Annotated in this window: 27 protein-coding genes; 20 read left to right on the forward strand and 7 right to left on the reverse strand. The window is 43.7% G+C overall.

The genetic code is table 11. The features are described from left to right. Positions 1 to 14: 14 nt before the first annotated feature. The 5 genes from D6856_RS12615 (at position 15) to D6856_RS12635 (ending at position 3,056) form a co-directional block, all read left to right on the forward strand. Positions 15 to 428 carry a hypothetical protein gene (locus D6856_RS12615; protein WP_120687187.1) on the forward strand — a complete coding sequence of 138 codons (414 nt, stop codon included), beginning with the start codon at positions 15 to 17 and terminating at the stop codon, positions 426 to 428. Between the two features lie 121 nt (positions 429 to 549). Continuing rightward, a complete protein-coding gene (locus tag D6856_RS12620) occupies positions 550 to 951 on the forward strand; it encodes a DUF4279 domain-containing protein (RefSeq protein ID WP_120687188.1) in 402 nt (133 codons plus the stop codon). A gap of 153 nt (positions 952 to 1,104) precedes the next feature. Continuing rightward, positions 1,105 to 1,689 (forward strand): suppressor of fused domain protein, encoded by a 585-nt coding sequence (locus D6856_RS12625; protein WP_243114091.1) that lies wholly within the window; start codon positions 1,105 to 1,107, stop codon positions 1,687 to 1,689. A 113-nt stretch (positions 1,690 to 1,802) separates the two neighbouring features. Then, the gene (locus tag D6856_RS12630) at positions 1,803 to 2,168 is read left to right on the forward strand and encodes a DUF7674 family protein (RefSeq protein WP_120687189.1); all 366 of its coding nucleotides are present in this window, start codon (positions 1,803 to 1,805) and stop codon (positions 2,166 to 2,168) included. A gap of 105 nt (positions 2,169 to 2,273) precedes the next feature. Then, the gene (locus D6856_RS12635; RefSeq protein ID WP_120687190.1) at positions 2,274 to 3,056 is read left to right on the forward strand and encodes a ZIP family metal transporter; all 783 of its coding nucleotides are present in this window, start codon (positions 2,274 to 2,276) and stop codon (positions 3,054 to 3,056) included. A 317-nt stretch (positions 3,057 to 3,373) separates the two neighbouring features. On the opposite strand, the gene D6856_RS12640 is transcribed toward D6856_RS12635, so the two are convergent. The 3 genes from D6856_RS12640 to istB form a co-directional block, all read right to left on the reverse strand. Then, a complete protein-coding gene (locus D6856_RS12640; RefSeq protein WP_158588940.1) occupies positions 3,374 to 3,853 on the reverse strand; it encodes an NUDIX domain-containing protein in 480 nt (159 codons plus the stop codon). Positions 3,854 to 3,916: 63 nt separating this feature from the next. Then, a complete protein-coding gene (locus D6856_RS12645; RefSeq protein WP_120687192.1) occupies positions 3,917 to 4,252 on the reverse strand; it encodes a hypothetical protein in 336 nt (111 codons plus the stop codon). After that, positions 4,242 to 5,012 carry an IS21-like element helper ATPase IstB gene (istB, locus tag D6856_RS12650; protein ID WP_120687193.1) on the reverse strand — a complete coding sequence of 257 codons (771 nt, stop codon included), beginning with the start codon at positions 5,010 to 5,012 and terminating at the stop codon, positions 4,242 to 4,244. The genes D6856_RS12645 and istB overlap by 11 nt, the downstream gene beginning before the upstream one ends. 82 nt (positions 5,013 to 5,094) lie before the next feature. Between istB and D6856_RS12655 the strand changes: the two genes are divergently transcribed. Beyond that, positions 5,095 to 5,484 carry a hypothetical protein gene (locus D6856_RS12655; RefSeq protein WP_120687194.1) on the forward strand — a complete coding sequence of 130 codons (390 nt, stop codon included), beginning with the start codon at positions 5,095 to 5,097 and terminating at the stop codon, positions 5,482 to 5,484. A gap of 38 nt (positions 5,485 to 5,522) precedes the next feature. On the opposite strand, the gene D6856_RS12660 is transcribed toward D6856_RS12655, so the two are convergent. Continuing rightward, positions 5,523 to 5,846 carry a hypothetical protein gene (locus D6856_RS12660; protein WP_120687195.1) on the reverse strand — a complete coding sequence of 108 codons (324 nt, stop codon included), beginning with the start codon at positions 5,844 to 5,846 and terminating at the stop codon, positions 5,523 to 5,525. 170 nt (positions 5,847 to 6,016) lie between these two features. Then, a complete protein-coding gene (locus D6856_RS12665) occupies positions 6,017 to 6,556 on the reverse strand; it encodes a QueT transporter family protein (protein ID WP_120687196.1) in 540 nt (179 codons plus the stop codon). 171 nt (positions 6,557 to 6,727) lie between these two features. Between D6856_RS12665 and truA the strand changes: the two genes are divergently transcribed. The 6 genes from truA to D6856_RS12695 all read left to right on the forward strand — a co-directional run bounded on the left by truA (position 6,728) and on the right by D6856_RS12695 (position 12,881). Next, a complete protein-coding gene (gene truA, locus D6856_RS12670; protein WP_120687197.1) occupies positions 6,728 to 7,480 on the forward strand; it encodes a tRNA pseudouridine(38-40) synthase TruA in 753 nt (250 codons plus the stop codon). Positions 7,481 to 7,634: 154 nt separating this feature from the next. After that, a complete protein-coding gene (locus D6856_RS12675; protein ID WP_120687198.1) occupies positions 7,635 to 9,245 on the forward strand; it encodes a DUF5722 domain-containing protein in 1,611 nt (536 codons plus the stop codon). Between the two features lie 61 nt (positions 9,246 to 9,306). Next, positions 9,307 to 11,160, forward strand: a complete 1,854-nt coding sequence (locus D6856_RS12680) for an ArnT family glycosyltransferase (RefSeq protein WP_120687199.1) — start codon at positions 9,307 to 9,309, stop codon at positions 11,158 to 11,160. A 32-nt stretch (positions 11,161 to 11,192) separates the two neighbouring features. After that, the gene (locus D6856_RS12685) at positions 11,193 to 11,750 is read left to right on the forward strand and encodes a GNAT family N-acetyltransferase (RefSeq protein ID WP_158588941.1); all 558 of its coding nucleotides are present in this window, start codon (positions 11,193 to 11,195) and stop codon (positions 11,748 to 11,750) included. Between the two features lie 338 nt (positions 11,751 to 12,088). Continuing rightward, positions 12,089 to 12,478, forward strand: coding sequence for a hypothetical protein (locus D6856_RS12690; RefSeq protein ID WP_147367843.1), 390 nt, complete (start codon positions 12,089 to 12,091; stop codon positions 12,476 to 12,478). After that, positions 12,456 to 12,881, forward strand: coding sequence for a hypothetical protein (locus D6856_RS12695; RefSeq protein ID WP_120687202.1), 426 nt, complete (start codon positions 12,456 to 12,458; stop codon positions 12,879 to 12,881). The genes D6856_RS12690 and D6856_RS12695 overlap by 23 nt, the downstream gene beginning before the upstream one ends. A 63-nt stretch (positions 12,882 to 12,944) precedes the next feature. Here the strand turns inward: D6856_RS12695 and D6856_RS12700 are convergent, their stop codons facing one another. After that, entirely contained in the window at positions 12,945 to 13,547 is a 603-nt protein-coding gene (locus D6856_RS12700; protein WP_120687203.1) for a hypothetical protein, read from the reverse strand. Between the two features lie 146 nt (positions 13,548 to 13,693). After that, entirely contained in the window at positions 13,694 to 15,712 is a 2,019-nt protein-coding gene (locus tag D6856_RS12705; RefSeq protein ID WP_120687204.1) for an ABC-F family ATP-binding cassette domain-containing protein, read from the reverse strand. A 107-nt stretch (positions 15,713 to 15,819) separates the two neighbouring features. On the opposite strand from D6856_RS12705, the gene D6856_RS12710 reads away from it, so the two are divergent. The 8 genes from D6856_RS12710 to hflC all read left to right on the forward strand — a co-directional run bounded on the left by D6856_RS12710 (position 15,820) and on the right by hflC (position 25,110). Continuing rightward, a complete protein-coding gene (locus tag D6856_RS12710) occupies positions 15,820 to 16,674 on the forward strand; it encodes an NUDIX hydrolase (RefSeq protein ID WP_120687205.1) in 855 nt (284 codons plus the stop codon). 186 nt (positions 16,675 to 16,860) lie between these two features. Next, complete coding sequence (locus D6856_RS12715) at positions 16,861 to 18,048, forward strand: SPFH domain-containing protein (RefSeq protein WP_158588942.1); 1,188 nt, start codon at positions 16,861 to 16,863, stop codon at positions 18,046 to 18,048. 100 nt (positions 18,049 to 18,148) lie between these two features. Then, positions 18,149 to 19,078, forward strand: coding sequence for a sugar kinase (locus D6856_RS12720; RefSeq protein WP_120687207.1), 930 nt, complete (start codon positions 18,149 to 18,151; stop codon positions 19,076 to 19,078). An 8-nt stretch (positions 19,079 to 19,086) separates the two neighbouring features. Continuing rightward, a complete protein-coding gene (locus D6856_RS12725) occupies positions 19,087 to 21,081 on the forward strand; it encodes a methyltransferase domain-containing protein (protein WP_120687208.1) in 1,995 nt (664 codons plus the stop codon). An 88-nt stretch (positions 21,082 to 21,169) separates the two neighbouring features. Then, positions 21,170 to 21,802, forward strand: a complete 633-nt coding sequence (locus tag D6856_RS12730; RefSeq protein WP_147367844.1) for a CPBP family glutamic-type intramembrane protease — start codon at positions 21,170 to 21,172, stop codon at positions 21,800 to 21,802. Between the two features lie 52 nt (positions 21,803 to 21,854). Continuing rightward, a complete protein-coding gene (locus D6856_RS12735; RefSeq protein ID WP_330392951.1) occupies positions 21,855 to 23,213 on the forward strand; it encodes an NCS2 family permease in 1,359 nt (452 codons plus the stop codon). A gap of 84 nt (positions 23,214 to 23,297) precedes the next feature. Beyond that, complete coding sequence (gene hflK, locus D6856_RS12740; RefSeq protein ID WP_120687210.1) at positions 23,298 to 24,215, forward strand: FtsH protease activity modulator HflK; 918 nt, start codon at positions 23,298 to 23,300, stop codon at positions 24,213 to 24,215. A gap of 10 nt (positions 24,216 to 24,225) precedes the next feature. Beyond that, positions 24,226 to 25,110 (forward strand): protease modulator HflC, encoded by an 885-nt coding sequence (gene hflC / locus D6856_RS12745; protein WP_120687211.1) that lies wholly within the window; start codon positions 24,226 to 24,228, stop codon positions 25,108 to 25,110. The last annotated feature ends 67 nt before the right edge of the window (positions 25,111 to 25,177 follow it).

The following is a 25,177-nucleotide window of genomic DNA, read 5'->3' on the forward strand; positions in this document are numbered from 1 at the left end:
GCGGAAGGAAATAAATGAAATACTCGGAAGATCTAAAAAAGGCAATTTTGGATGAGAATTTCACCGAAACTCATGAAATACTTACTAGAATCATAGAAGAAGACGAGCCACTCAATTATTTTAGTGACATTTTTAGTTTGATGGAGAATAATCCAAATTTAGACTATGGAATGCCTGGGCCCGTCGTTCATTTTATGGAAAAGTATTATAAAAAAGGATACGAGAAGGAATTATTACTATCTATAAAAAGAAAGCCTATAATCCATACAATTTGGATGTTAAATAGAATTTTAAATGACAGTAATTTAGAAAACCGAGAAATATATATGCATGAAATGGAAAATGTACTGACAAGGGAGGATGTAGATCCTAAGTTAAGGAAAGAAACAGAAAGATTTATACATTTCCAAAATAATAAGACGAGCTAAGCTATGAAGATAAAAGATCTATATAATTGCGATTATATTACTAGTCAAAACTTTATGTATCAAGAATTGCTTGAGTTGGCTAACGAATATAAAAATATAACAGGATAAATGAGATTTAAAGATGATTAATGGTGAGATCGTTTTTGATGTTGCAGATACCAATCCTTTATACATTGATTTTGGCGATGAATTACAGCCTACTAAGGTTGTAAACAAAGGTGATGTAATAGTATTGGATAAAAAAGCTCCTAAAAATAGATGGATGTATAAGACTCAATATAACGACGAAAAGGAATATTTGGAATGCTTGAACGCACTGACAGATAAGCTATCTAGTAAGGCGGATTATATTAATGAGTTGATTCGAAAATATGAGGAAGTGAGCATTACTGTATATATGCGTTCAGATTACGCAGAAATTGGATACTCTGTTCCGGCTGATATTATTGAAAAACTTTCGAAGCTTAATTGTTCTTTGAATTTCGATATTCTATCGTATGGCATGGCTAGTGATGAGTCATAAAAGAAAAGGAAGCTGAATGTGAAGTACTAGATCCATACTGGAATAAAGATAAAGAGATGAAAGTAGTAACCTTCACCTTAGATAACGACCAACAGTACTTTGCATTAGTTCCGACAACTTGCAATGTGAAAAATATCTACGAGATCCCCGTAAATGATCTTCGATAAAGAAAACTATATAATGATTAGAATGAATAAACTTATACAAAAGGAACTTGAAGTTATAGGTGGAAAGCCACAAGTTTTTCGATACTGGGATGATAATGAAAAAAATTGCATAGATATTTTGTCATGTGTTGATAGGCCATGCCGAGGAGTTATTTCTTATGCGACTATTGGTTTGTCTGACTGCGATATAGGTCTAGTAAGCGATAATTATAAACTAAGAGTAGAACTATTAGGTGCATGTGATGAAAAGGAAGATTGTTTTGCGAATATCCTTGCTTCTACTGCGTTTGAGATAATGAAAAATAACCATTGTGAGTATGGACAGATTATTCAGAACGTAATATCAAACACCAATTCAGAAATGAAACATATTTATTTGGGGAATCCTTTTTTGTGGGAAGGATTTGAATCACTTGTGCAAGGAGATAGAAAAATTGCATGGTTATTATCTGTTCCTATTTCGGATCAAGAGAAGGAGTATGCCATAGCTAATGGTTGGGAGGCTTTAGAGGATAAGTTTGAAGAAGCAGATATTGATATTTTTAATCTAAACAGAAAATCAATAATATAGTATGAAGCTTAAAGATCTATATAATTGCGATTATATTACTAGTGATGAAGAACTATATCCATTAGGAAATTACTAATGCTTTAGCTTTTGCATAGACGAGGCTGAATACCAATATGACATTTGAGAATTTTATTGATAAAATGGCTCAGTTTTTTCCGGCAACAGTCGGTGAGAAAGAAAAACATATAGCTGAATATGAAGAATTATTGTCCACGGTATTTATTGAAGATATTATAATGCCTAACGTTATTGATCTTTTGGAAAAGGATACAGATAAAGAGAAGCTTCAGGAAATCTTTGATTATTTTGAGGATGTCAGTGTTAATGCGGATGACTATCTAAATAATGTATTCTCGATAACAACGTTGGAAATACTGGGAAATGAGAAACATATATTAGAAACCGCGAAGAAATATATGGGGCCTGTTACAACGAAGCTTCAAAGAGAAGCGGATCTTGGAATTGGAAGACGAGTATAGCCTGCCTTAAGTTTGACTGTTCCTTGCATACGTGATAGATTACTGTCTGTATGTTACTGAGAATCATTATCATTAGTATAGACAGTAGGATTGGGAACACTTAAGATGAGAAGCGAAATTATTATCGGAATACTTATTCCCTTCTTGGGAACGGCGCTCGGCGCTGCAATGGTCTTCTTTTTAAAAGATGACATTTCTGAAAGACTTAAAAAGATACTTACGGGCTTTGCCGCAGGAGTCATGGTGGCAGCTTCATTCTGGAGCCTCTTGCAGCCTTCGATAGAAGCAAGCACCGAATACGGCAAGTTTGCATATATGCCCGCAGCTATAGGATTTTTGATAGGAATCGGCTTTGTCCTCTTCCTTGATATCGTTACTCCGCATATGCACATGGATAATGTATCCGAGGGCCCGACAGGCAGTAAGCTCAAGAGAACCACAAAGCTCATACTTGCGGTAACACTTCACAACATCCCTGAGGGAATGGCTGTAGGTGTCATCTACGCCGGATGGCTTTCCGGACACGTGGCTGTCAGCAGAACCGCAGCCCTCGTCCTCGCAATCGGTATCGCGATCCAGAACTTCCCTGAGGGCGCGATCGTATCAATGCCCCTCAAAGCAGAGGGCATGAACAAAGGAAAGACCTTCCTCTACGGAGCCTTCTCCGGAATCGTAGAGCCGATTGCATCTATCATCACGATATTTGCGGCAGCCATCGTAGTTCAGGTCCTTCCCTATATGCTTGCTTTTGCAGCCGGAGCCATGATGTACGTCGTAGTCGAGGAGCTCATCCCCGAAATGTCAGTCGGCAAGCACACCAACACCGGAACCGTCGCCTTCGCCATGGGCTTTGTCCTCATGATGATCTTAGACGTGGCGTTGGGGTGAAAAGAGAATAAAGATATTAGAAAAGCACACACATTTGTTGGAATACAAATGTGTGTGCTTTTTTATGAGTGGATGGTTGTCTACAATGATTTATTATTTACAATAAAAATAGAGCAAAATAGCGGGTAAAACTGCATAAAAAGTAATAAAATATGAGTATGAGAATAAAAATGTAAACGGCAAGTAGAAACCAGCAAATTTTGGCAGTTTATTTCCATCGTTTTTTGGCAGTTAAGAACCAGCAGTTTTTGGCAGTTAAAAACCATCACTTTTTTACATGTAGCTCACGGGTTATCACCCGTGGGCTACATATATTATTACTGTTCTTTAATAAACACTTCTGGAAAGAATTCTTCTAAAATCGGTTTATGAGTCTCTACTATATTTATTGTTTTGAGCTCATCTGGAGTGAAGAATCGCAATTCTTTTGACTCTTCGCTACATTGAAGTGTAGGTTCTTCTTTTAATTCTGTTTGATATACCGCCATCATGCTTCTAATGATATTCCCATCTGGGTATTCTATGATAATTGAAGGATCATCAAATAGCTTTTTGAACACAATAGCATGTTCTTGTAGCTGTAGCCCAGTTTCTTCTTTCGTCTCTCGTATGACGCATTCCATAAGTGTTTCTGTAAGGAATAAACCTCCACCTATGAAAGCCCACCGATCACTATCTGTGCGTGATTCCAGCAAAACCTTTCCTTTGTTAAAAATCAGAATAGTTGCACCTATATGATTGGGTGTGTTTGGTTTAGGAGCATTATTATTCTTATAATAAAATTTTGCTTTTCCCAAGTATCTTTCCTCCATGCAAAAAACTACTCTAAATTTTAACATGGTCTAATACATTAAAGAAGCTCATTTAAGCTGTATATCTAAACTCTCAATAAAGCCTTCTTGAAAGATGAAACCATCATATTCAATAATCTCAGCAGCCTTTTTCTGTTCTTCACTTATACTGTCACTCGATTCCTTCTGAGCATCCCAGAAACGAAGAGTATTGATATAATCTAACGGCCATCCATCATCATCAAAAATACCATCTCCGTTCATGTATGGACTGTGGCCAGAATGTACCCAATCTACAAGAAGATTCCATTCCTCCTTGGTCATATGGCCTATTTCTCTTTTATATCTATGTAACTCAAGCTCGAGTATTTCCTGCATCTCAGCTGAAATGTTTTCACTGAACATTATCTTTGTTATCTCCCTTCAGAAATGATTTACGGTTTTCAAGTCGGTAGCTTTTTCCTGACATCTTAATCCTGTCGCACTGATATGAAAGCCTGTCCAGGATGGCAGTAGCAAGTGCCGGATCGTCAAGGAATTCCGCCCATTCCTCAAACCCTTTGTTTGTAGTTATTATTATTGATGTCTGCTCCTGCAGCTCTGAGATGAGTTGGAAGAACAGGTTGCCCTCAGCCGCCGTTATCGGGAGGTAACCGACTTCATCGATAACAAGAAGATGCGATTTCTTTATTCTGTTTATCTTAACTCTGCTTCGTCTGTCTATTTCCTCCGTTCTCAGGCACTGCATAAGTGACTGCATTGTTGTATAACTGGCTTTATATCCGTGCTCGCACGCATGATAGGCAAGAGCTATTGCAAGATGTGTCTTACCGACTCCGGGCGGTCCTGACAGTATCAGGTTATACACACCCTCTATCCATGTGAGCTCAGAAAGCTGATTAAACTGTTTCTTTGTTATTGATTTACAAAAGCCAAGATCAAAATCCTTAAGATACTTCGGATAAGGGAAGCCTGCTTCTTTAATACGTTTTTCCTGTGCCTTATCCTGACGGTATTTGATCTCAGAACTGAATACATTATCCAGGAATGCAGTATAGCTCTGTTCTTCAGACTCAGCAGTATGAATGAGCTTTTCAAGAGTGTTTCTGGTCTGTATAAGTCCGAGAGTTTTGGCGTTTGTCTTTAATGTCTGTATGTTATCCATTAGCGAGAACCTCCTTATCCATTGCATCTTCATACTCCTGCAGATTTCTTATATAAGGGAGTTTGGCTTTAAGGATAAGAAGATGGAAGGAGTATATCGTTTTAAACTTCCTGATGTAATGATAAAGAATTTAGCAAAAGATTTTTTTGATATTAAAAAGATCAGCGAAAGGAATAAGAATGAGATAATATCATTTGTGCCATCCGACATAGAAGATAAAGAGTTTGAATTACTTAGGGAATTTAGGAATGAACATATAAGTGCACTGAGTAATGTAATAAAAGAAGAAATGTCGGAAGAAGAACTTGAGAATGTGATAGTAAAAGTATCCAATGATATCCGGATAAAGTTTCCGGTTTTTCTTCAATCATACGGTAATAGCAGGAGTAGAGCGATATTATCCGGTAATATAAGAAACATATATAATATGCTTGGAAAAGAGTATCCGATCACGATGAAAATGCGTTATTGAAAAAAACCTCTCTCGTGTGCTGACGAGAGAGGCATTTTTTATTTTCCACGGTAGATTGTAGTGAAATCTAATTCTTCACCATCGATTACTTCTTCAGGTGCACCGACAGCTTCTAATCGTTTCTTTTTTATCTCATTAAACTCATCCATGGATATAAACTTGCATTCAAAACAGTCATCCATAGCTTTTTGGTATTCGCTTTCTATTGCGCTATATTTATCTCCAAATTCATCTGATTCACCCAAATTTTTACCCATAACACTAAAGGCGAAGTTGCTCATTCCGGAATCAGATTCTATTGTAAAAATCGACTTTACCTCGTTATTTTTATCTATATAAAAATACTCGTCATGAGTTTGCATTCTGAATGGCCCCAGAGAATGCCGGGGAATGCCAGAATCAATTCGCGATTTCCATCCATCCCATAAATTGGTCAAGGGTGAAATCCTGATCCGGTAAAAGCTTGATCCATTCGAAACAGATTCGGAGACTTCAGACGATTCTTGAACGGTATTAAGCTACTTTTATTAATTTACTGCCCATAGAATATAGCGTCCTTTCTTTTATTCAGTGCAAACAATAGGATCATGCCGAGTACGAAGCATGATATGATCTCGCCGATTCCGACTGTGAGCATGAAGAAGGGGATTGTTCCTTCAGAGCCGTAAACATACTTGATGACGAAAGGTACGATGATCGTGTTTGCTAATATCGGAGGAACGGGGCTGAGCCAGGTCTTTACTTTGTTTGAAGGATAGAAGCCGGGATCGGTGGGCTTCTTAAGGCCGTGGGCGATATAGTACGTGCCGAGTGCTCCAAGAAGTGTTGCGATAGATCCGAATACTGTGTCGAGGGGCATGCAGCCTGTTGTTATGTTGGCGATTATGCATCCTACGAAAAGTCCGGGGATTGCTGCCGGTGTGAAGTAAGGCAGGATCGTAAGTGCCTCAGAGAAACGCACCTGGATAGCTTGATTTGCCAGTCCCAGTGTGTTTGCGATGTGTGTCAAAACTACGTAGATAGCTGCGATCACAGCAGCCTGAGTGATAAATAGTACGCTTTTGTTATTCATGTTTGTCTCCTTTAGTTTTGTTTAATGTCAGGAAGGTTTCGAACTGACAATTACAAGTTATTATACATCAAGGACGGAAACCATGGTAAACTATTTTTATGTGTGTGGTTCTTACGCGGGAATTCATGTATGTTCACACGAAACGGCGCAACTATAAAGGAAAGACAGAATATGAAAAGAAACTACAAGTTTATCATAAGTTACGACGGAACAAGGTTTTACGGTTGGGAGAGACAGCCAGGAAAAGACATGACGATTCAGGGGAAGTTAGAGTCAGTCCTTAGGAAGATGACGAACATTCCGGACGATGAGACTTTTAACATCATCGGTGCGGGTAGGACTGACGCGGGCGTTCATGCGCGTGCGATGACGGCGAACGCTGCGCTTGATACGGATATGACCGAGGATGAGATTCAGAGCTATATGAATCAGTATCTTCCCGATGATATCAGCGTCAATGAGGTCAGGGTCTGCTCCGACAGATTCCATGCAAGGTACAATGCGCTAGGTAAGACCTACAGATATACATGCTGGTACGGCGCACAAAAGCCTGTTTTTGACAGGAAATATGTGACGATACTTGAGCAAAGGCCCGACGCGGAAAAGATGAGAGAGGCAGCTGAGCATCTTATCGGAACGCATGATTTCAAGAGCTTTTGCGGCAATAACAAGATGAAGAAGTCGACGGTTAGGTGCGTTGACAACATCAAGATAGAGGAAAGCGGCAATTATATCAGGTTCTATTTTCACGGAAACGGCTTTTTGCAGAACATGGTCCGCATTCTTACCGGTACTTTATTGGAAGTCGGTTACGGAAATATAACTGCCGATAGGGTAAAAGAGATCCTGGAAGCGAAGAGCAGACAGGAAGCCGGTCCGACAGCGCCTCCGATGGGACTTTGCCTTATGAAGGTGGATTATTGAAATGTAAACATTATATTAATTCTTGTACATATTTGTTGATTTATTTAGGCTTCAAATTTAAAATGGTGTAGGTGCCAAAACAAAATTTTGACACCTATATATTTTTGCTCATGTCGCGAAATGCGATAAATATAAAATTTTAGAGGGGTCTTTTATGACAAAGAAAATCTTTTCAACACTTTGTGGCATTGCGTTAAGTGCATTGCTTATTGGTGGCTTTTCTCCTTTTGCGATCGATGCAAAGGCGGCAGGCTTAGGACAGGTAAATGTAGGTTCAGCACAGATTGCGGGTGAAAAAGTTATAGTAACCGCATCAGCTCCGGAACTTCCTGACAGTGACGACGGTAAGTTCTATCTTTTTGCTGAGAAAGTTTATCAGCCTGGCCCTGCAGGATCACCCGTGGCATCTGTTCCGATGGGAGCGCAGGTACAGTTCTCTTTTGACCTTGCGAATAAGACTGCTTCATGCCATTTATATGATAAGTTTCAGGTTGCGGTTCTTCAGGGCGGAGCTTTTGTTCCTGTTTCCGGAGTGCGCTACATCTCCAATCCCGAGGTACTGGCGGTAGGATCACCTGCAAGAAAGAATAACGGTAAAAAGGGCCTTATCCTTGACGGTGCCAAGATCGGTAACGGCAATACAGAGGCTTCACAGCTTGGAGTTCAGCAGGCTGCATACAACATCAATCTTGAGGACGTTATCGGTGGAAACGGGGGCGTTGTTTTCGAGTATAACGGAAAGACATACAACTATGATTCCGCATATCTTAGTCAGTACGATCATGCGATAAGAACAAGTACCCAGCAGGGTATGGGTGTTACGATAGTTCTTTTGAACCCGGCAGTGCCCGGCGAGGAATTCATGATCTCACCTTTCTCAAGAGGCGGAAGCGGTAATTACTACATGATGAACACTTCTGAGGATGCGGGGCTTGAGAACCTCGAGGCTGTTGTGACTTATCTTGCTTACAGATATAACGGTCAGAACGGTTTCGGACAGGTCGACAACTGGGTTGTCGGTAACGAGGTCAACGCCAAGAATATCTGGAATCACACCAATGTTTCCGATGAGGCGCAGTACGCGCAGCTTTACGCTGATGCGCTCAGAGTTTGCTATACAGCGATCCGCAGTAAGAACGCCAATGCTTATGTTTGCGCAAGTTTTGACCAGAACTGGACAGCAATCAACAATCCTTCATATTTCTCGGCAAGAAGCATGCTTGAGGTTATGAACGGTATCATTTGCTCTCAGGGTAACTTTGACTGGGCGCTCGCTGAGCATCCTTACAATTATCCTATGAACTGGACAAGCTTCTGGACACCAAAGAGTGAAAAGGCTGCGGCTATGATCCAGCATACGATCGATACTCCTTATCTTTCTATGGAAAACATCGAGCAGCTTACCGACTTCATGTGCCAGCCCGGAATGAGAAACACTAAGGGCGCGGTAAGGCCGATTCTTTTGACAGAGGTTGGATACTCATCAACGCAGGGCGACGAAGCTCAGGCTGCAGCGATTGTTTACGCTTATCAAAGAGCGGCTACCAATCGTTACATAAATATGATAGTCTTTAATAGACAGACGGATTATCCCGTTGAGGTTGCGCAGGGATTGTCGGTTGGACTTACAGGTCAGGACGGCACGAGAAAGCTTGCGTTCGAGTTCTATCAGCAGATGAACGGCGCCAACGCGGGCGCATATGTTCAGCGCTCGGCAGCCATCATGGGAATTCCGGATTGGAATGCGGCAATGAATGCCAGATGATAGCGGAGGCCATCGTTTTATCGGCTTGACCCGGTTTGAATGATGAGCGTTGGGGAAAAATATGAGAATAATTGACATATACAATTGTATAGCTACGGCTGCCTGCGTCCTTATGGGCGCGGCAGCTTTTGTAATTGGGAAAAAGAGGGAGCGAGGCATCTTAGACGGTGGTCGCGGCTTCGACGGCGACGGCGCGGGCGTGGGCTCCGGTGGCTGCGCGGGCGGATTGTCTTCTAAAGCGACGTATATTGCGCTGGCGGTTATCATCGCGGTGGCGGCGTTTCTAAGGCTCTTTTTACTGGGCCGTGTGCCCTTGGGACTTGCGCCGGACGAAGCATCGATCGGCTACGACGCATACGCGATCGCGAAGTTCAGCATTGACCGCAATGGCTACGCATATCCCGTATATCCCATCACTTGGGGCCCCGGCGGCGGAAGCCCGCTTCTTATCTATCTCAACGTGCTTTCGATTAAACTGTTCGGAACAGGCATCGTTAAACTCCGCATGATTCCTGCAATTTGTGGCATCCTCACGATCCCTGTTTTCTTCGGTATTTTAAAAGAGATTTCGGGCAAAAGAGCTTTCTCAAACGAGATCAGTCTTTTCGGTGCGGCTTTTCTCGCGATCTGCCCGTGGCATGTGATTCTTTCCAGATGGACTCTGGACAGCAACATCATGCCGTTTACGCTGGGCCTTGCGGTTTATCTTTTTATGCTTGCGATCAGGAAGAGGAGCACTTTGCTGTATTGCCTGAGCGCGGCGATGTATGCGGTCTGCATGTACAGCTACGGCTCGGCGACGATCGTTGTGCCGCTGCATTTGCTTTTGATCTGCATCATCTGCCTTAGGAAAAAGGTCCTCAGCGTTAAGCAGCTTATAGCTTCGGGCGTCACGTTCATGGTGATCTTTGCGCCGCTCTTTGTGTTCTACGCGGTCAATTACCTTGGGCTTCCCGAGATCATCACGGAGCATTTCTCTGTAAATAAATTCACGGCTTCAAGGACGGGCGAGGTCTTCTTAACTCCGGGGCCCGGCTTCTTTGGTCAGCTCTTCGATAACGCGAAAACTCTCCTTGTTGCCCTCACTATCAGCGACAAGCACGAGATGTTTTGCCATTTCTATCCCGGCTACTGGATGCTCTACGTCTTCACCTTCCCGATCGTGTTTATCGGGATTGCGATTGGAGTGAAGGAGCTGTGCGCGAAGGCGCGCGACGATGCGGCTTCCGGCGGCGATGGCGCTGATGCGGCTGCGGCTTCGGGCGGCGATGCAGGCTACGCTTCTGATGCGGATGCGCTTTATTCTATGAACGCCGTGTGGTCTACACTTCTGATCGCTTGCTTTGTAATGGCGATTGCGATCAAGGCGGACGCGAGCAGGATGGTAATGATGTACCTTCCTTTAATCTTTTACTTCGTAAAGGGTGCGGAGTTTGTACTTGTGAATTCCAAGAAGCTCTTTTACGCGCTTTGCGTGATCGTGCTTCTTGCAGCAATTTCTTTTGCCAAGGATTACTTTACTGACTTTAGCGATAAAGCGGCGGACGTGTTCATGCCGGGCTACGGCGACGCGATGGTGCGCGCCTACGAGATCGCGGGCGACGACAGGACCGTGTACTCAACGTACGACGGGCTTTCATCACCGTTCATGCTGGCGCTCTACTACACGAACTATTCGCCCGTCGACTTCCACAACACTGTTGTCTACAAAGATCCCGACGCGGAATTCAGAGTGGCCGAAAGCTACGGCAACTTTGTCTTTGGCCTGCCGGATGACGCGCTCGCGGGTTCGGTCATTGCGGACAAGTACAGCGACGATGTTTTTGTCCTAAGCAAGGCTGAGTGCTCGGAGCTTAGCGACTTTGGCGGCTACGTCACCGAAGAGATCGGCGGATATATGATCTTGTATAAATGATCTTAAGGCATACAAACAGGGGAGAACAGATCATGAATTTAGAGGCAGAAAAATTTAATTGCAAAAACGGAACAGAATTACAGATATTATCTATCGGACCTGCTTATGCAAAGGAGTATCTTGATTTCATGAAGCAGGTATCGGACGAAACTCACTATATGTCTAGGTACGGCGATGAGATAGGACTGTCGGAAAATGAGATCATGGCGGAGAAGAATCGTCAGAGCGCTCTGGCCAATGATGAAAGGCAGGGAATGATCTCTATTCTCCATAACGATAGGATAATCGGAAATATAGCGATACGCGGTGTCGGAAAAGGCAGAAAAACCGCTCATCGCTGCTATGTGGGATTGGCAGTAAGAAAAGAGTTTCAAGGCTGCGGATTGGGAACAATTCTGATGGAAAAAGCGATTAAGTTTGCTAAAGATGTCGGATATGAATACATGGAGCTTGGTGTATTATCTGATAATACGCCTGCGAGATCATTGTATAAAAAGATGGGCTTTATTGAGAGCGGATGTATTCCCGGAGCCTTCCGGTTGGATGATGGAGAATGTCTGGATGAAATAGCCATGTATAAAATACTATGATAACGCCAATTCCGCGAAAGCCGGACGAGCCCGGCAAGCCGCAAAATAAGCCGCGGCAAATGAGTGCATCATTGATAATGCCGATAAGAAAGCAGTTCCGTTTGATGAACTGGTCGCTTTGAATTTTGAGAACGAGAAAAGATAATTATGATTGATAAAAAAGAATTATTGGAAAAATGTCCGTCAAATATTCATAAAGATTTTTTGGCTTACGCGTATGATTTTTTTACTAGCAATCATTGTAAGGCGATCCTGAAGGGGTCAGTTTATAAAAAGACAGCACACAAAGGCCATTGGGGATAATTATTGTTGTGTATTGCAATGGGTTAAGTTTAGATTTGGATTTTAGAGAAACAGTTTTGCAAGATGAACTCGATAATTCGGATTCTCTTGGAAAACCATTCGAAAAAGAAGATATTTCAACGGAGATTATTCGTTGTAGTAATGTCTTGGAATTAGATGACAAAGGCGATTGGGATAATATGCAAAGATTATTTCATCGTTCAATTATTAAGTGGCTTGGAGGAAATAAGGAACTTGGAAATAGTATTCTTGATGAAATAATAACCTTTTTATCTTCCAAAACAAATATAGAATTAGATACTAATGACGACTTCAAAAAGAAGTATAAAAGAGTCTTAGCTGAATACAATAGACATTTTGAGTTTGATTCGAAATATTATAATGTGATAAAGAGGTTATTAAATGATATTCCCGATGAAATATAGAACCAATATATTTATCGCCACAATTTTATTACTGTCCGTAATTTTATCCGGCTGTACCTTTTCCTCCGCTGGTGGTGCGGACTTTGAGGAAAAGTATGCAGCGGCTAAGGAGAAGTACGATAAGTATTTGCAAGGACCGGTGAGTGGGCAGGAAGTACTTTCTTTGATTGACAGCTGGGATGAGACTGATTTTGAGATGACTGTGGAAGATTTAGAAGGCGGTAGATCCTGTGTTAGTGATATAGATAAAAATAATACCGCGTACAAATATTGGGATGAAGAATCAAAGTACTACATAGATCCAGGAGCTTATTATGAAGCCAGTTTTGTTATATATGAGTCTCCGAGAAAAAAGAATGATAAAGATATTGAAGAATTGTATTTTTCTTTAGTCAAAGAATAAAGTAGGCGCTTGGGATTTCCCAAGCGCCTATAATAATGCCGAATATGTCGGCGGATATACACGCTAATGTCTGTTTCTTTCTATAGCATTAAATAATGCTAAAAAGTCGACATACTGATTATAATACCCCTGCTTGAGGCCTGCTTCCATAAATTCTCGTATAGCACTTATAACATCCACTTTATTGAGGTTAGATTTTGTGCAAGGGGAAGCGTTATCATGCGCGTGGTCGTATGCGGTTAAAATATCATCAAGATTTGCAATCTCACCTTTGTCTTTTAGATATATCCCATAAGCAAAAGTCTCAATCTTATTGGCATGTGTTAAATCCACATCCTTGAGATGAATCTCTTTTACTATAGTCTCCGAACCATCCCATGGATAAAGCCTTGCTATATATACAGGATCTTCTTCATTATAATCAGCCGGCTTATAAAAATTGCAGGGCAAATTATTAGGGTCACCCTCGCTTCCGGAAAGAGCGCAGTTAAGATATGTTTCTCCTACACCACAATCTTCCTTACTGTGGAATACACTTGGTATAGGGTCCTTATAATAACCGGTTGGTGGAAGACTGATAGGAGCTTCCTTTTTGCTTACAGGTTTGTTGGTGGTAGGGCGATACGTAGTTCCATAGCTAATTCCCGGATTAAATGCAACATTCATATGATTGATCCCTTTCAATAAAAATGCGCGCCGTTTCATTGGATTTCATTCCATTGAAAAAGCGCGCAAACCATTGCTATCTATATTATCGGCATTTATCATAAAAATATTAGAGCAGTCATTTATCAATACAGCCTGCTTTTAAATTAAGATTCTGAACTTAGCTCTTCCCACTCGTCATAGAGTGCGGAGAGCTTTTCTTGTATTTCGGTCTGCTCGTCTGTGAGCTTGCGGAGCTTTGCGAGGTCGGTTCCGATTGAAGGATCGGAGAGGGCCTCGGTGATCTCGCTGTCCCTGGCTTCGAGCTTTGCAATCTCGTCCTCGCACTTCATAAGAGCGGCTTCGAGCTTCTTTCTTCTAGCCTTGTCCTCTTTTTGAGCTTTGTAGTCATCGCTTCCTGAGCTTCCGGTATTTCCTGACGAAGCATAAGAAGTGCCGGTAGCAGCTGTCGAAGTTCCGGCTGCACCCGAAGCGCCTGCTGCGCACGGAGCAGAAGGAGATGTGGAACTTCCGATAGCTCCGGAGCCTGTTTCAGTTGTTCCGAACGTGTTCTGCATCTTTTCTTCGACGTGCTCGATGTAGTAGTCGTAGTTTCCGATGTAATTGACCATGCTCTTGCGTGTAAGGTCAAGAATCCTGGTCGCTGTCTTATTTATGAAATATCTGTCGTGGCTTACGTACAGCACGGTTCCCTCGTAACCTGAGATTGCCGACTCAAGGATCTCTTTACTTGTGATATCCAAGTGGTTCGTCGGCTCGTCGAGAATCAGGAAGTTGGCGTCGGAGAGCATGAGCTTTGCAAGGCTGACGCGGCCTTTCTCACCTCCCGAGAGGTCACCGATTCTTTTGAATACGTCATCTCCGGTAAAAAGAAATGCCGCGAGAGTGTTTCGTATCTCTGTGTTATTGAGCGTGGGATATGTATCCTGAAGCTCGTCAAACAAGGTCTTGTTGTCATTAAGAACGTGGTGCTCCTGATCGTAGTAACCGATCTCAACCTTGGTTCCGAGTGTGATCTTGCCGCTGTCGATGCTCTCAAGCCCGTTTATCATCTTAAGGAGAGTGGTCTTACCCGTTCCGTTGTCACCGATTATCGCGACGTGCTCACCTTTTTTTATCTCAAAATTGATTCCGGAAAAGAGCTCCTGACTTCCGAAAGACTTCGAAAGATTCACGGCTTCAAGGACGTCTTTTCCGCTCTCGCAAGAGGGCTTAAGTGTGATCTTCATGGAATCGTCGATCGTCATTGGCTTGTCCAGACGAACCGTCTTTTCAAGCATCTTTTCGCGGCTCTCCGCGCGCTTAATAGACTTCTCGCGGTTGAAAGACTTGAGCTTTGCGATAACTTCTTCCTGGTGCTTGATCTCTTGCTGCTGCTTCATGTATGCGCTCCACTGCGCAAGTCTCTTTTGTTCCTTCTTAACGGAATAGTCGCTGTAGTTGCCGACAAAGCTCGAAACAAGCGTGTTCTCGACTTCAATAACTTTGCCTACGATCTTATCAAGGAAATATCTGTCGTGCGAGACGATAAGCACGGCACCTTTATAGTTCAAAAGATAATTCTCAAGCCATCTGATCGATGTCATATCCAGGTGGTTTGTGGGCTCGTCGAGGATTATGAGATCGGGGCTCTCGAGAAGAAGCTTACCGAGGGCCACTCTTGTCTTTTGACCTCCCGAAAGGGTAGAGATCTTTTTATCAAGCTCGTCCTCCGTGAAGCCAAGGCCCTTCGCAACACCTGTGACTTCGCTCTGCCACGCGTAACCGGACATTCTCTGGAACTGCTCGTTCATGAACGTGTATCTGTCCATGAGGCGTGTGAGATCATCGCCCGTAACGTGCTTCATCTCTTCCTCGGCGGCTCGGATGTTTTCCTCGAGCTCGATGACATGTTTTTTGACCTCAACAAGCTCTTCGAAAATCGTATTCTCGGTCTGGACGTTCTGGTTCTGCGCGAGATACCCCCAGGTCACATCCTTGGAAAACGTCACATCGCCGCTGTCTGCGGAGAGTTCGCCGATGATGATCTTGAGAAGAGTGGTCTTGCCCGCGCCGTTGATGCCGACGATCGCCGCCTTCTCGTTATTTTCTATATGAAAAGATGCATCTTTCAAAATATCTTTTCCGTCAAAAGATTTATTTATGTTGTGTACTGATAAAATCATAATTAATCTCCAAAATTACATTTCGCAACAACACATTTTAGCATAAGATGATACTAAATGATACAATGTATGTATGATTTTCATTTTACACTTTCGGGAGAGTGGGGATGGCACAGAAGAAAGACAGAAACGGATTAACCGAAAAAGAATTCCTTAAAAACTACAAGGTCGGCAACTACGAGAGACCGTCCGTTACGACGGATATTTTGGTGCTCGGAGTAAGCCCCGATCTAAGCACGCTCAGAATACTTTTGGTAAAAAGAGATGAGCACCCGTATATCGATACGTGGGCGCTTCCGGGAGGCTTTGTGCACAAGGATGAGACCGCATATCAGGCGGCGCAGCGTAAGCTTTCGCAGGAGACGGGACTTGAAGGAGTATACCTCGATCAGATCTATACTTTCACCAAACCCGGAAGAGATCCGAGAACCTGGGTAATGACGATCGCATATCTTGCGCTGGTTTCGGACACCGGATATGATGCGCTTCGCGGACTTACATGCGCGGGTATCGGCGACAACTCAGGAGGCGTGCAGGATGCGGCTTGGTTTGATCTTATCATCACACCCGGAGAGATCAAGTTTATCAATGCCGAAAGAGATGTTGAGATAAAATACGAGATTCAAAACAAGCGCTTTAAGAACGGCCGGACCTACTATGAGAACTGGGTTTCAAGCCTTGTTGGAGATGAGGCGCTCGCTTTTGACCATATCGAGATCATCATAGAATCGATATTGAAATTAAAGGCGCAGTTCGAGCATACGGATCTAGCCTTTAACATGATAGGAGAGAAGTTCACGCTTCCGGATCTTCAGGCGCTATATGAGCTTGTGCTCGGAAAGAAGCTGTACAAGACCAATTTCAGAGCGATGGTGGCGCCCAAGATAGAAGCGACAGGGGAAAAGATAAAGTCGATAACCAGCAACAAACTGTCGGCGGAGTATTATTATAAAGGTGAATAAATGTAGATAATAAGCATCCCGGAGAGATCTGTAAAAAGATTTTTCCGGGATTTTATTTTTTACTGTTGACAAAGTAGCAAATTACTACTAATATAAAATCAAGAAAAGAAAAGTAGCAAAATGCTACTAAATGATTTCAGAATCTACATACCGAGTTTTTATCTAATGGAGGAAGGAGGACACAGTATGAAATTCATGAAATTTAAACCCAACGATTATGTGATGGTTATCAAGAACGGAACGGTGGTAAGAGAGGGACTTGGCCTATCTGTTCTGTACAACGACCTTACGACCAACATCATGGTCGCGCCCTCAACCGCTTTTGACGGAGCATTTGCTTTTGACGATGTTGTAACCGGAGATTACCAGGGCGTATGTGTTCAGGGCGTTACAACCTACATGATCACGGATTACGACAAGGCATCAAAGATGTTCGACTTCGCATATCAGGATAAAGTCCCGACGGAGCAGAAGATCGCGGAGCAGATGGCTCTTTTGGAGAAAAGAATCAACAACATCATTAAGGCGATTGTCATTCGTGAGGTCAGCAAGAGAGACGTAAGGACGATCATAAGGCTGGCGGACGAGATGGCGAGGACCATAGAGGAGACGCTTACAAATGATGAATCGATCGCAAAGCTCGGAGTGAGCGTGGTAGCGATAAATATCCTCGGCATCAATCCCAAAACCGAGACAAGGAAAGCTCTTGAAGCGGCAGCCAGAGAGCAGATCCTTAAGGAACAGGACGATGCGATCTACAAGAGGCGCAACGCGGCGATCGAGCAGGAACGCGTGATCAAGGAAAACGAGATCAACACTGAGATCAAGGTCGCCGAGAAGGAAAAGGAGAAGGAAGAAAAAGAGCAGGAGATGAAGCAATACGTTCTGCGCTGCGACCTCGACATGAAGAAAGAGCGCGAGGAAAAAGAGCAAGAGATGCGCATGAAGGCACTTAGAAGCGAACTTGCGATGAACACCGAGAAGCAGGAAAAAGAATTTGCGTTAAAAGAGATGGCTGCAGCGAAGAGACTCCGGATCGAGGCCAAGGAGATGCAAGGTAAGATCGAACTTGAAAACGAAGAGATGCTCGGAAAGATCGAGCTCGAGAAGAAGAACGCCGAGTTCACAGCTCTCGAGGCTGAGAACGAGAGGATCAAGGCAGACCAACAGGCATATGCACTCAGGGCTGTGGTCGAAGCATATAACAACCTCAATGTCGCACTCGTCGAGGCATGCGCGATGGCTCAGACAGATCCCGGAACACTCATGGCGATGGGCTTCATGAATCTTGGAGAGAACGCCGACAAGATCGGAACTTTGAATATCACACCGGATCTTTTGCAGACTATTACAACAGGGCTCGCGCAGAAGTAAACGATCAGAGGCGCTGAGCAGCACAGGCCGCGCAGGCGACTCGGGCGAAGGCTACCACAGGCCGCGCGGCCGGCGCGGGACGAACAAATAGGAGGACACTATGGACAGGGGAATGAACAAGGTTGTTTTGATAAAACGCCGAACAAGATATGAGGAACTTAAGAGAAGATACAACACCGTTGAACAGGCGAGATTCTATATCGAGCACCTCGGGGCGGACTTCTCCGATTATGAAAAAGAAGACAAGGTCTACAACGCGGCCCTTGAGACTATCAGAAACTTTGTCCGCCCCTGTGCCATACTCCAGGAGATAGACAGAGAGTATCTTCCCAATATGATCTTCGGAGCAGACGACATAGTGATAGCCGTGGGACAGGACGGACTTGTAGCCAACACCATGAAGTATCTTAACGGGCAGCCCCTTGTAGGCGTCAATCCCGATCCCGAAAGGTGGGACGGAGTTCTTTTACCTTATGAAACGGGCGATGTCGAAAGAGTACTTCCGCGAGTGATTGATGGTAAATTTAATACCAAAAGTGTTACAATGGGAAAAGTAGAAACTAAGGACGGCCAGGTGCTATACGCGGTAAACGACTTTTTTATAGGAGTAAGCAATCACACCTCGGCCAGATACAACATTAACTATCGTAACCAAATTGAAAATCAGTCATCATCGGGAATCATCGTATCTACCGGATTCGGAATGACAGGCTGGCACAGATCTGTTATGGCGGAATTTAACGGAATGGCCAAGGCGTTCGGACTTAAGAACATTCCGGAGCCCACATACGACTGGGGCGCAAGGCAGTTGACCTTCCAGGTTAGAGAGCCTTTCCCCGGAAGATTTACTCAGGCAGACATTGTCTACGGGCAGATACAGGACCAAGAAAAGCTCATCGTCACATCCAACATGAGTGAGAACGGAGTTGTTTTCTCCGACGGAATCCTGGATGACACGATCGATTTCAACGCGGGGATGGAGATCAAGATTGGGGTTTCGGACCGCATAGGAAGGCTCGTGACCGGCTAGGAGTTTACATGGGGAAGAATTTTGACAGATATTTTGACGGCGAAGGAAATATTAAGGAAGGAGTGCTTGAGGGAAATCGCTGGCTTAAGTTCCTGACGGAGACGGACAATGTTTACGTCAACGCGGAGCGCCTTGAGAGCATGGGAAGCTTATCGGGAAAAGAGACTTTGATGTATGTGATGAAGACTCTTGATATCCTCGATGAGATCGCCGAGCGCGACGGCCTTCCGGCGGAGGAAAAAGAGCTTGTGGCGACGACGCTTAAATGGTCGGAGGTAGCAAAGGGCGGCATTTCCAAGGAGCGAAATGCATGGCGCGAAAAGGGCTACCCGCTTGATATACACAACATAGCATCTGCCTATATCTATAGAGATGAAACGGGTGATGACGGCTTTATCTATACACTGATCAAGACTCACGGAGTTATTGGTCAGTGTATTCGCGGTGAGATCTCGGTTTCGGGGAATAAAGAGCTTTTGGCATATCGTGACGACAAGGAGCATGATCTGCAAAGGCTCTTGTTTGCGCTTAACGAGTGCATCATAAGGGCTGTCTCGGAGAAGATCTGGGAGTCCAACAAAGTGAGCGTACGCTCGCTCATAGCCGATATCGCTTCGGGTCAGTTAAAAGAGTTTTCGCCTCAGTACAGGCTTCAGAGGCTGTGTCCCGGCGAGATGGAGTTCTTTGCAAGCGACGTAGACTTTTTTGACAAGGAAATCTTTCCAAAGTACGAGCTATGGTACTTCGAGGCTGCGCTCTCAAGCTTTGACATGGGCCAGATCAAGACTGTCCTTGTAAATACGTTAAAAGAAATCACGAAGTCCGGGGAAGAAGTAGAGCATCTTAATTTCAAGCCTCTTTCCGACAATCTTTATTACGACTACGAGGGCAAAAAGCACGTCAATGTATACAAAAAGCGCATCATAGAGAAATATCTTTTGGATGCGTCCGTTCAGAACGTGGATATTTCCGTTACGATCGAGAATAAGAGCGCGTTCGTAGACTTTAAGTTTTCGAAGGTCTGCGAGAAGCTCATCGAGTTCTGCGTCGAGGCTGAAAGAAGCGGACTTCTTACCTTTGAAAAGAGCATAATCGTGCTCTATGACATGTTTGGATTCAGAAGAGATGCCTTTGACAGGCTTAATAATGAGGATAAGTACCTTAGCACCATGAACAACGTTGCAAAGAGCACCAAGGACAGCGTTGTTGACTACGTAACGGGAAATAGCGTCGTTGACGTTGGTTCGGGCGGCGGAATCCTTCTGGATAAGCTTGAGAGCAGGTTCCCGGACAAGGAGATCATTGGAACCGACATTTCTACTAATGTCATCGAGGCTCTTAATCAAAAGAAACATCGCGAGGGCCACGGCTGGAACGTTCTGGTCCACAATTTCGTTGACGGTACCATGGGAAGAGAGGTTGGAAGCATTATCTTTTCCTCGATCCTGCATGAGATCTATTCATACACAGAGGGCGAGAACGGAAGGTTTGATATCGCGAGTGTCAAGAAGGCTCTTAGAAACGCCTACGACAGCCTCGGAAATGGCGGAAGGATCATAATCCGCGACGGTATCAAGACTGAAGGAAACGCAGTCAGGAAGATAAGGTTTAAGACTGCGGCGGGGCTTGATTTCTTTAAGAACTATGTCAAGGACTTCAAGGGGCTTAAGGATATCCCCGAGGAGAAGAAAGTTCTTTTTACCGATGATAAGAGTCTTACGGTTTCGGGAGACATCAATTTTATAAGAGAGTTTCTGTACACTTACACATGGGGCAACGAGAGCTATGCGCATGAAGTGCAGGAGCAGTTCGGCTATTTTACGCTGCGAGAGTATCGCGAGTTCTTTGAGGAGATGGGCGCATCGGTTATCGTGGCAAAAGAGTTTTTGGAGCCCGGATATCCCGATAATCTCGGCAAGTATCTGGATCTTTTGGATGAAAAAGATGAGGAAACGGAGTACCCTGCGTCAAACTGTATAATAGTGGTTGAAAAATCGGAATAAATGAATTGACCTCTATAATCATTGAATTTATAATTATTGAGTATGGTTATTTACCAATTCGGAAAAGTTTGAGTTGAAGGAGTTTATTTTGAACCGTTTATATATACCGCTGCTATGGGAATTGGCGTTGGTCATAGCCACTATTGTGGTGCCCAAGCAAGCTTTTAATTTATTCTTTATATTCTATTTGGGACTGCTTATCTACTTTTATTTCATTCACAAGCAGTTCTCTTTTAGGAAGATGCGCAGTCATTTTGGTAAGATAGTAGATTTCTGGCTACCTGTAGCACTTACGTTTTTCGGTCTGTTCGGCGCAGGTAAGCTTAAAGATTTTATCACGATGACGTTTTCCTATGATATCGACGACCATGTGATCAACATTATCGTCGAGAATGATCTTGTGCCTACTTTAGTATACGCTTTCATGATGATTATTATGAAGCCCGTTGCTGAGGAGTTTTTCTACAGAAGGGCCTTAATCTCTTTTGACAATAAGAAAAAGACGGCGATCCTTACGGTTGTCAGTCTGTTGCTCTGTTCAATTGCAAGAGCACACGGCTGGTTGGGGATTGCAGAGTGGATGCTTATGGCTCTGCCCGTTACGATCGCATATCTTTTGACAAGGAACGTCTATGTCACGGTTATGGCACACGTTCTCTTTGAGTTATATGACAACGCTTATGAGGTGGCTTACGTAGTCGGCAGGATCCTGTACAGGTGACGCGGCTTTTGTAAAAGATAATAGTCATATCTAACAAAGGAGAAGAAAAAGTATGTTGGAAAAGTTATTCAAACTCAAAGAACATGACACCACGGTCAAGAGAGAGATTCTTGCCGGTGCCACAACATTCCTTACAATGGCTTACATTCTGGCCGTTAACCCTAATATCCTGGGTACTGTAATGAATGCAAACGGTGTATTTGTCGCTACGGCACTTGCATCAGCCATCGCTACTTTTATCATGGCATTCCTTGCAAACTATCCTATCGGATTGTCAGCAGGACTCGGACTTAACGCTTACTTTGCTTACACCGTATGCTTAGGTGAACTTGCAAATGAGGCAGAGCCCTTTAGGATCGCTCTTACAGCGGTATTTGTGGAAGGTCTTATCTTTATCGTCCTTTCATTCTTCAAATTCCGTGAGCAGATCATCAATAGTATTCCCCAGAATCTTAAATTCGGTATCTCAGCAGGTATCGGACTTTTCATCGCATTCATCGGAATGCAGAATGCACGTATCATCATTGCTAACGACGCTACAGTAGTTGGTCTCGGAAGCTTCTCAGATCTTGATATGGTACTTGCTCTTATCGGTTTGATACTTATCGCAGCACTTGTTCACTACAATGTACGAGGCGGCGTTCTTATCGGAATCATCGTTATCTGGATTGTTGGTATGATCCTTCAGGCTGCAGGCATTTATGTACCTGCTGAAGGAACAAGCCTTTTCCCTGATTTCTCAAGAGGACTTCAGCTCGGAGCAATCTCAGAGACAGCATTCAAGCTTAACTTCGGATGGGCAGCAAGCCATATCATTCAGTTCCTTGCTATCACATTCAGCTTCCTCTATGTAGATCTCTTTGACACAGTAGGAACAGTAGTAGGTGTTGCCGACAAAGCAGGCCTTCTTGATAAGGACGGCAACCTTCCCAGAGTTGGTCAGGTATTCCTTGCTGACGCTGTAGGAACAACATCAGGTGCCCTCCTCGGTACTTCAACGGTAACAAGCTTTGTAGAGTCAAGCGCAGGTGTTGCAGCCGGCGGTAGAACAGGTCTTACAGCTCTTACAACAGGTGTTCTTTTCCTTGTATCACTTGTACTTAGCCCTCTGTTCCTTGCCATTCCTTCATTTGCAACAGCTCCCGCACTTATCTATGTTGGTATGCTCATGCTCATGAGTATCACAAAGGTTAAGTTCGACGGCGACATCGCTGATTCTGTAGGAGCATACCTTGCAGTAGTTATGATGCCTCTTGCATATTCAATCGCTACAGGAATCATGTTTGCGGTTCTTGCATGGGTTATCCTCAAGGTTGTTTCCAAGAAAGCTAAGGAAGTAAGCCCTATCATGTGGGTTGTATTTGTACTCTTTGCACTGAGAGTTATAGCATTGATCACGAACTTCCAGTAATGGATTTATAAAAAGATAAATGATGTCGGCGTGTGTTTCGGCGCACGCCGACGTTTTTTAACCATATAAAAGGGAGGATATTTTATGAGAAAGCAATCGCTTAAGATAAATCCTAAGACGATACTTGCAGGAATAGTTGCATTGTTCATTCTTCTTGTTATCAGTCAGGGATTTTATCAGGTAAAAGAGCAGGAGCAGGCGATCCTGACTATGTTCGGAAAGGTAGTAAGAGTAGATACCGCCGGACTTTATTTCAAGGTTCCTTTCATCCAGAGTGCACATCTTATCGATATGACAACTCACGGAATCGGAATCGGTTACACGATCAAAGACGGTCAGAACATCACGGTTGATGACGAAGGTGTTATGATCACGTCTGATTTTAATTTTGTTGATATCGATTTTTATCTTGAATACAAGGTAAGCGACCCCGTTGCCGCTTATTACAACAGTGAAGAGCCCGAGCTTATCATGAAGAACATGGCTCTTGCATGCATCAGAAATACTGTTGTCAACTATCCTGTTGATGACGTTATCACAACAGCTAAGGGTCAGATTCAGGCTGAGGTAAAAGAGAAGCTTCAGAATGAACTTACCGAAAAGAAGATCGGCCTTATGGTAGTCAATCTCTCTGTTCAGGACGCTGAGCCGCCCACGGAGGAAATTGTTCAGGCATTTAAGTCAGTAGAAACTGCCAAGCAGGGAAAAGAGACTGCTATTAACAATGCCAAGAAGTATCAGAGCGAAGAGCTTCCCAAGGCAGAGGCTACAGCCGATAAGATTATCCAGGACGCCGAGGCTAAGAAGCAGTCAAGAATTGCCGAGGCCGAAGGTCAGGTTGCAAGATTTAACGAGATGTATGAGCAGTACAAGTTACAGCCTTATATCACCAAGAAGAGACTTTTCTACGAAGCAATGGAGGACGTTCTCCCCGAACTTAAGGTTATAATCACGGACGGACAGACTCAGCAGATGCTTCCGCTTGAAAGCTTTAGTGATTGAGGAGGTTAACATGGTAAATAAAAAAGGTGTATTTTCAGGATTAATAGTTTTTATTGTGCTGGCACTGCTTATAGTATTAGGTTCAGCCACATATATAGTTCATCAAAATGAATATGTAACAGTCAGAAGATTCGGTAAGATCATCGCAATTGCAGATGATCCGGGACTTCATTTCAAGACGCCTTTTATTGATGACGCTCAGACGATAAGCGCCAAGGCGGTTCTATATGATATCCCCGCTTCAGACGTTATCACTAAAGATAAAAAGTCTATGATCACAGATACATATGTTATCTGGAGAGTTACGGAGCCGCTTAAATATGTTCAGACTCTTAATGCTCTTACAGCAAGAGCCGAGGAGAGAATCGAGGCATCCGTATACAATGCGACCAAGAATGCGATCTCTTCCATGACTCAGGACGAAGTCATTGAGGCAAGAGGCGAGACGCTCACCAAGCTTATATCCGAAGAAGCCAATGACGATATGGCAGGCTACGGAATCACAATTGTTCAGGCACAGATCAAGGCTCTCGATCTTCCTGATGATAACAAGAATGCTGTATATGAGCGTATGATCTCAGAGCGAAACAACATCGCTGCTTCATACACTGCTCAGGGTGACGCCGAGGCTCAGAAGATCCACAACGAGACCGACAAGGAAGTAGCCATTGTAAAGGCTCAGGCTGAGAAAGACGCAGCCAAGCTCATCGCAGAAGGTGAGTCATCATACATGGAAACACTTTCCAAGGCATATGATACCGAGGAAAAAGCAGAGTTCTACAGTTACATCAGAGGACTTGATGCCATCAAGGCTTCGATGACCGGCGACAAGACAATTGTTCTTGATAAGAACTCTGAGCTTGCAAAGATCCTATATGGCAAGTTTAATGATTAAATAGAAAATGAAGTGGCAGCGGAATGGCCGGGCTTTGCCCGGACCCATCCTCGCCGGAAGCAGGGGT

Origin of the sequence: Butyrivibrio sp. XB500-5 (genome assembly GCF_003625505.1) — a bacterium.
GTDB lineage: Bacteria > Bacillota > Clostridia > Lachnospirales > Lachnospiraceae > Butyrivibrio.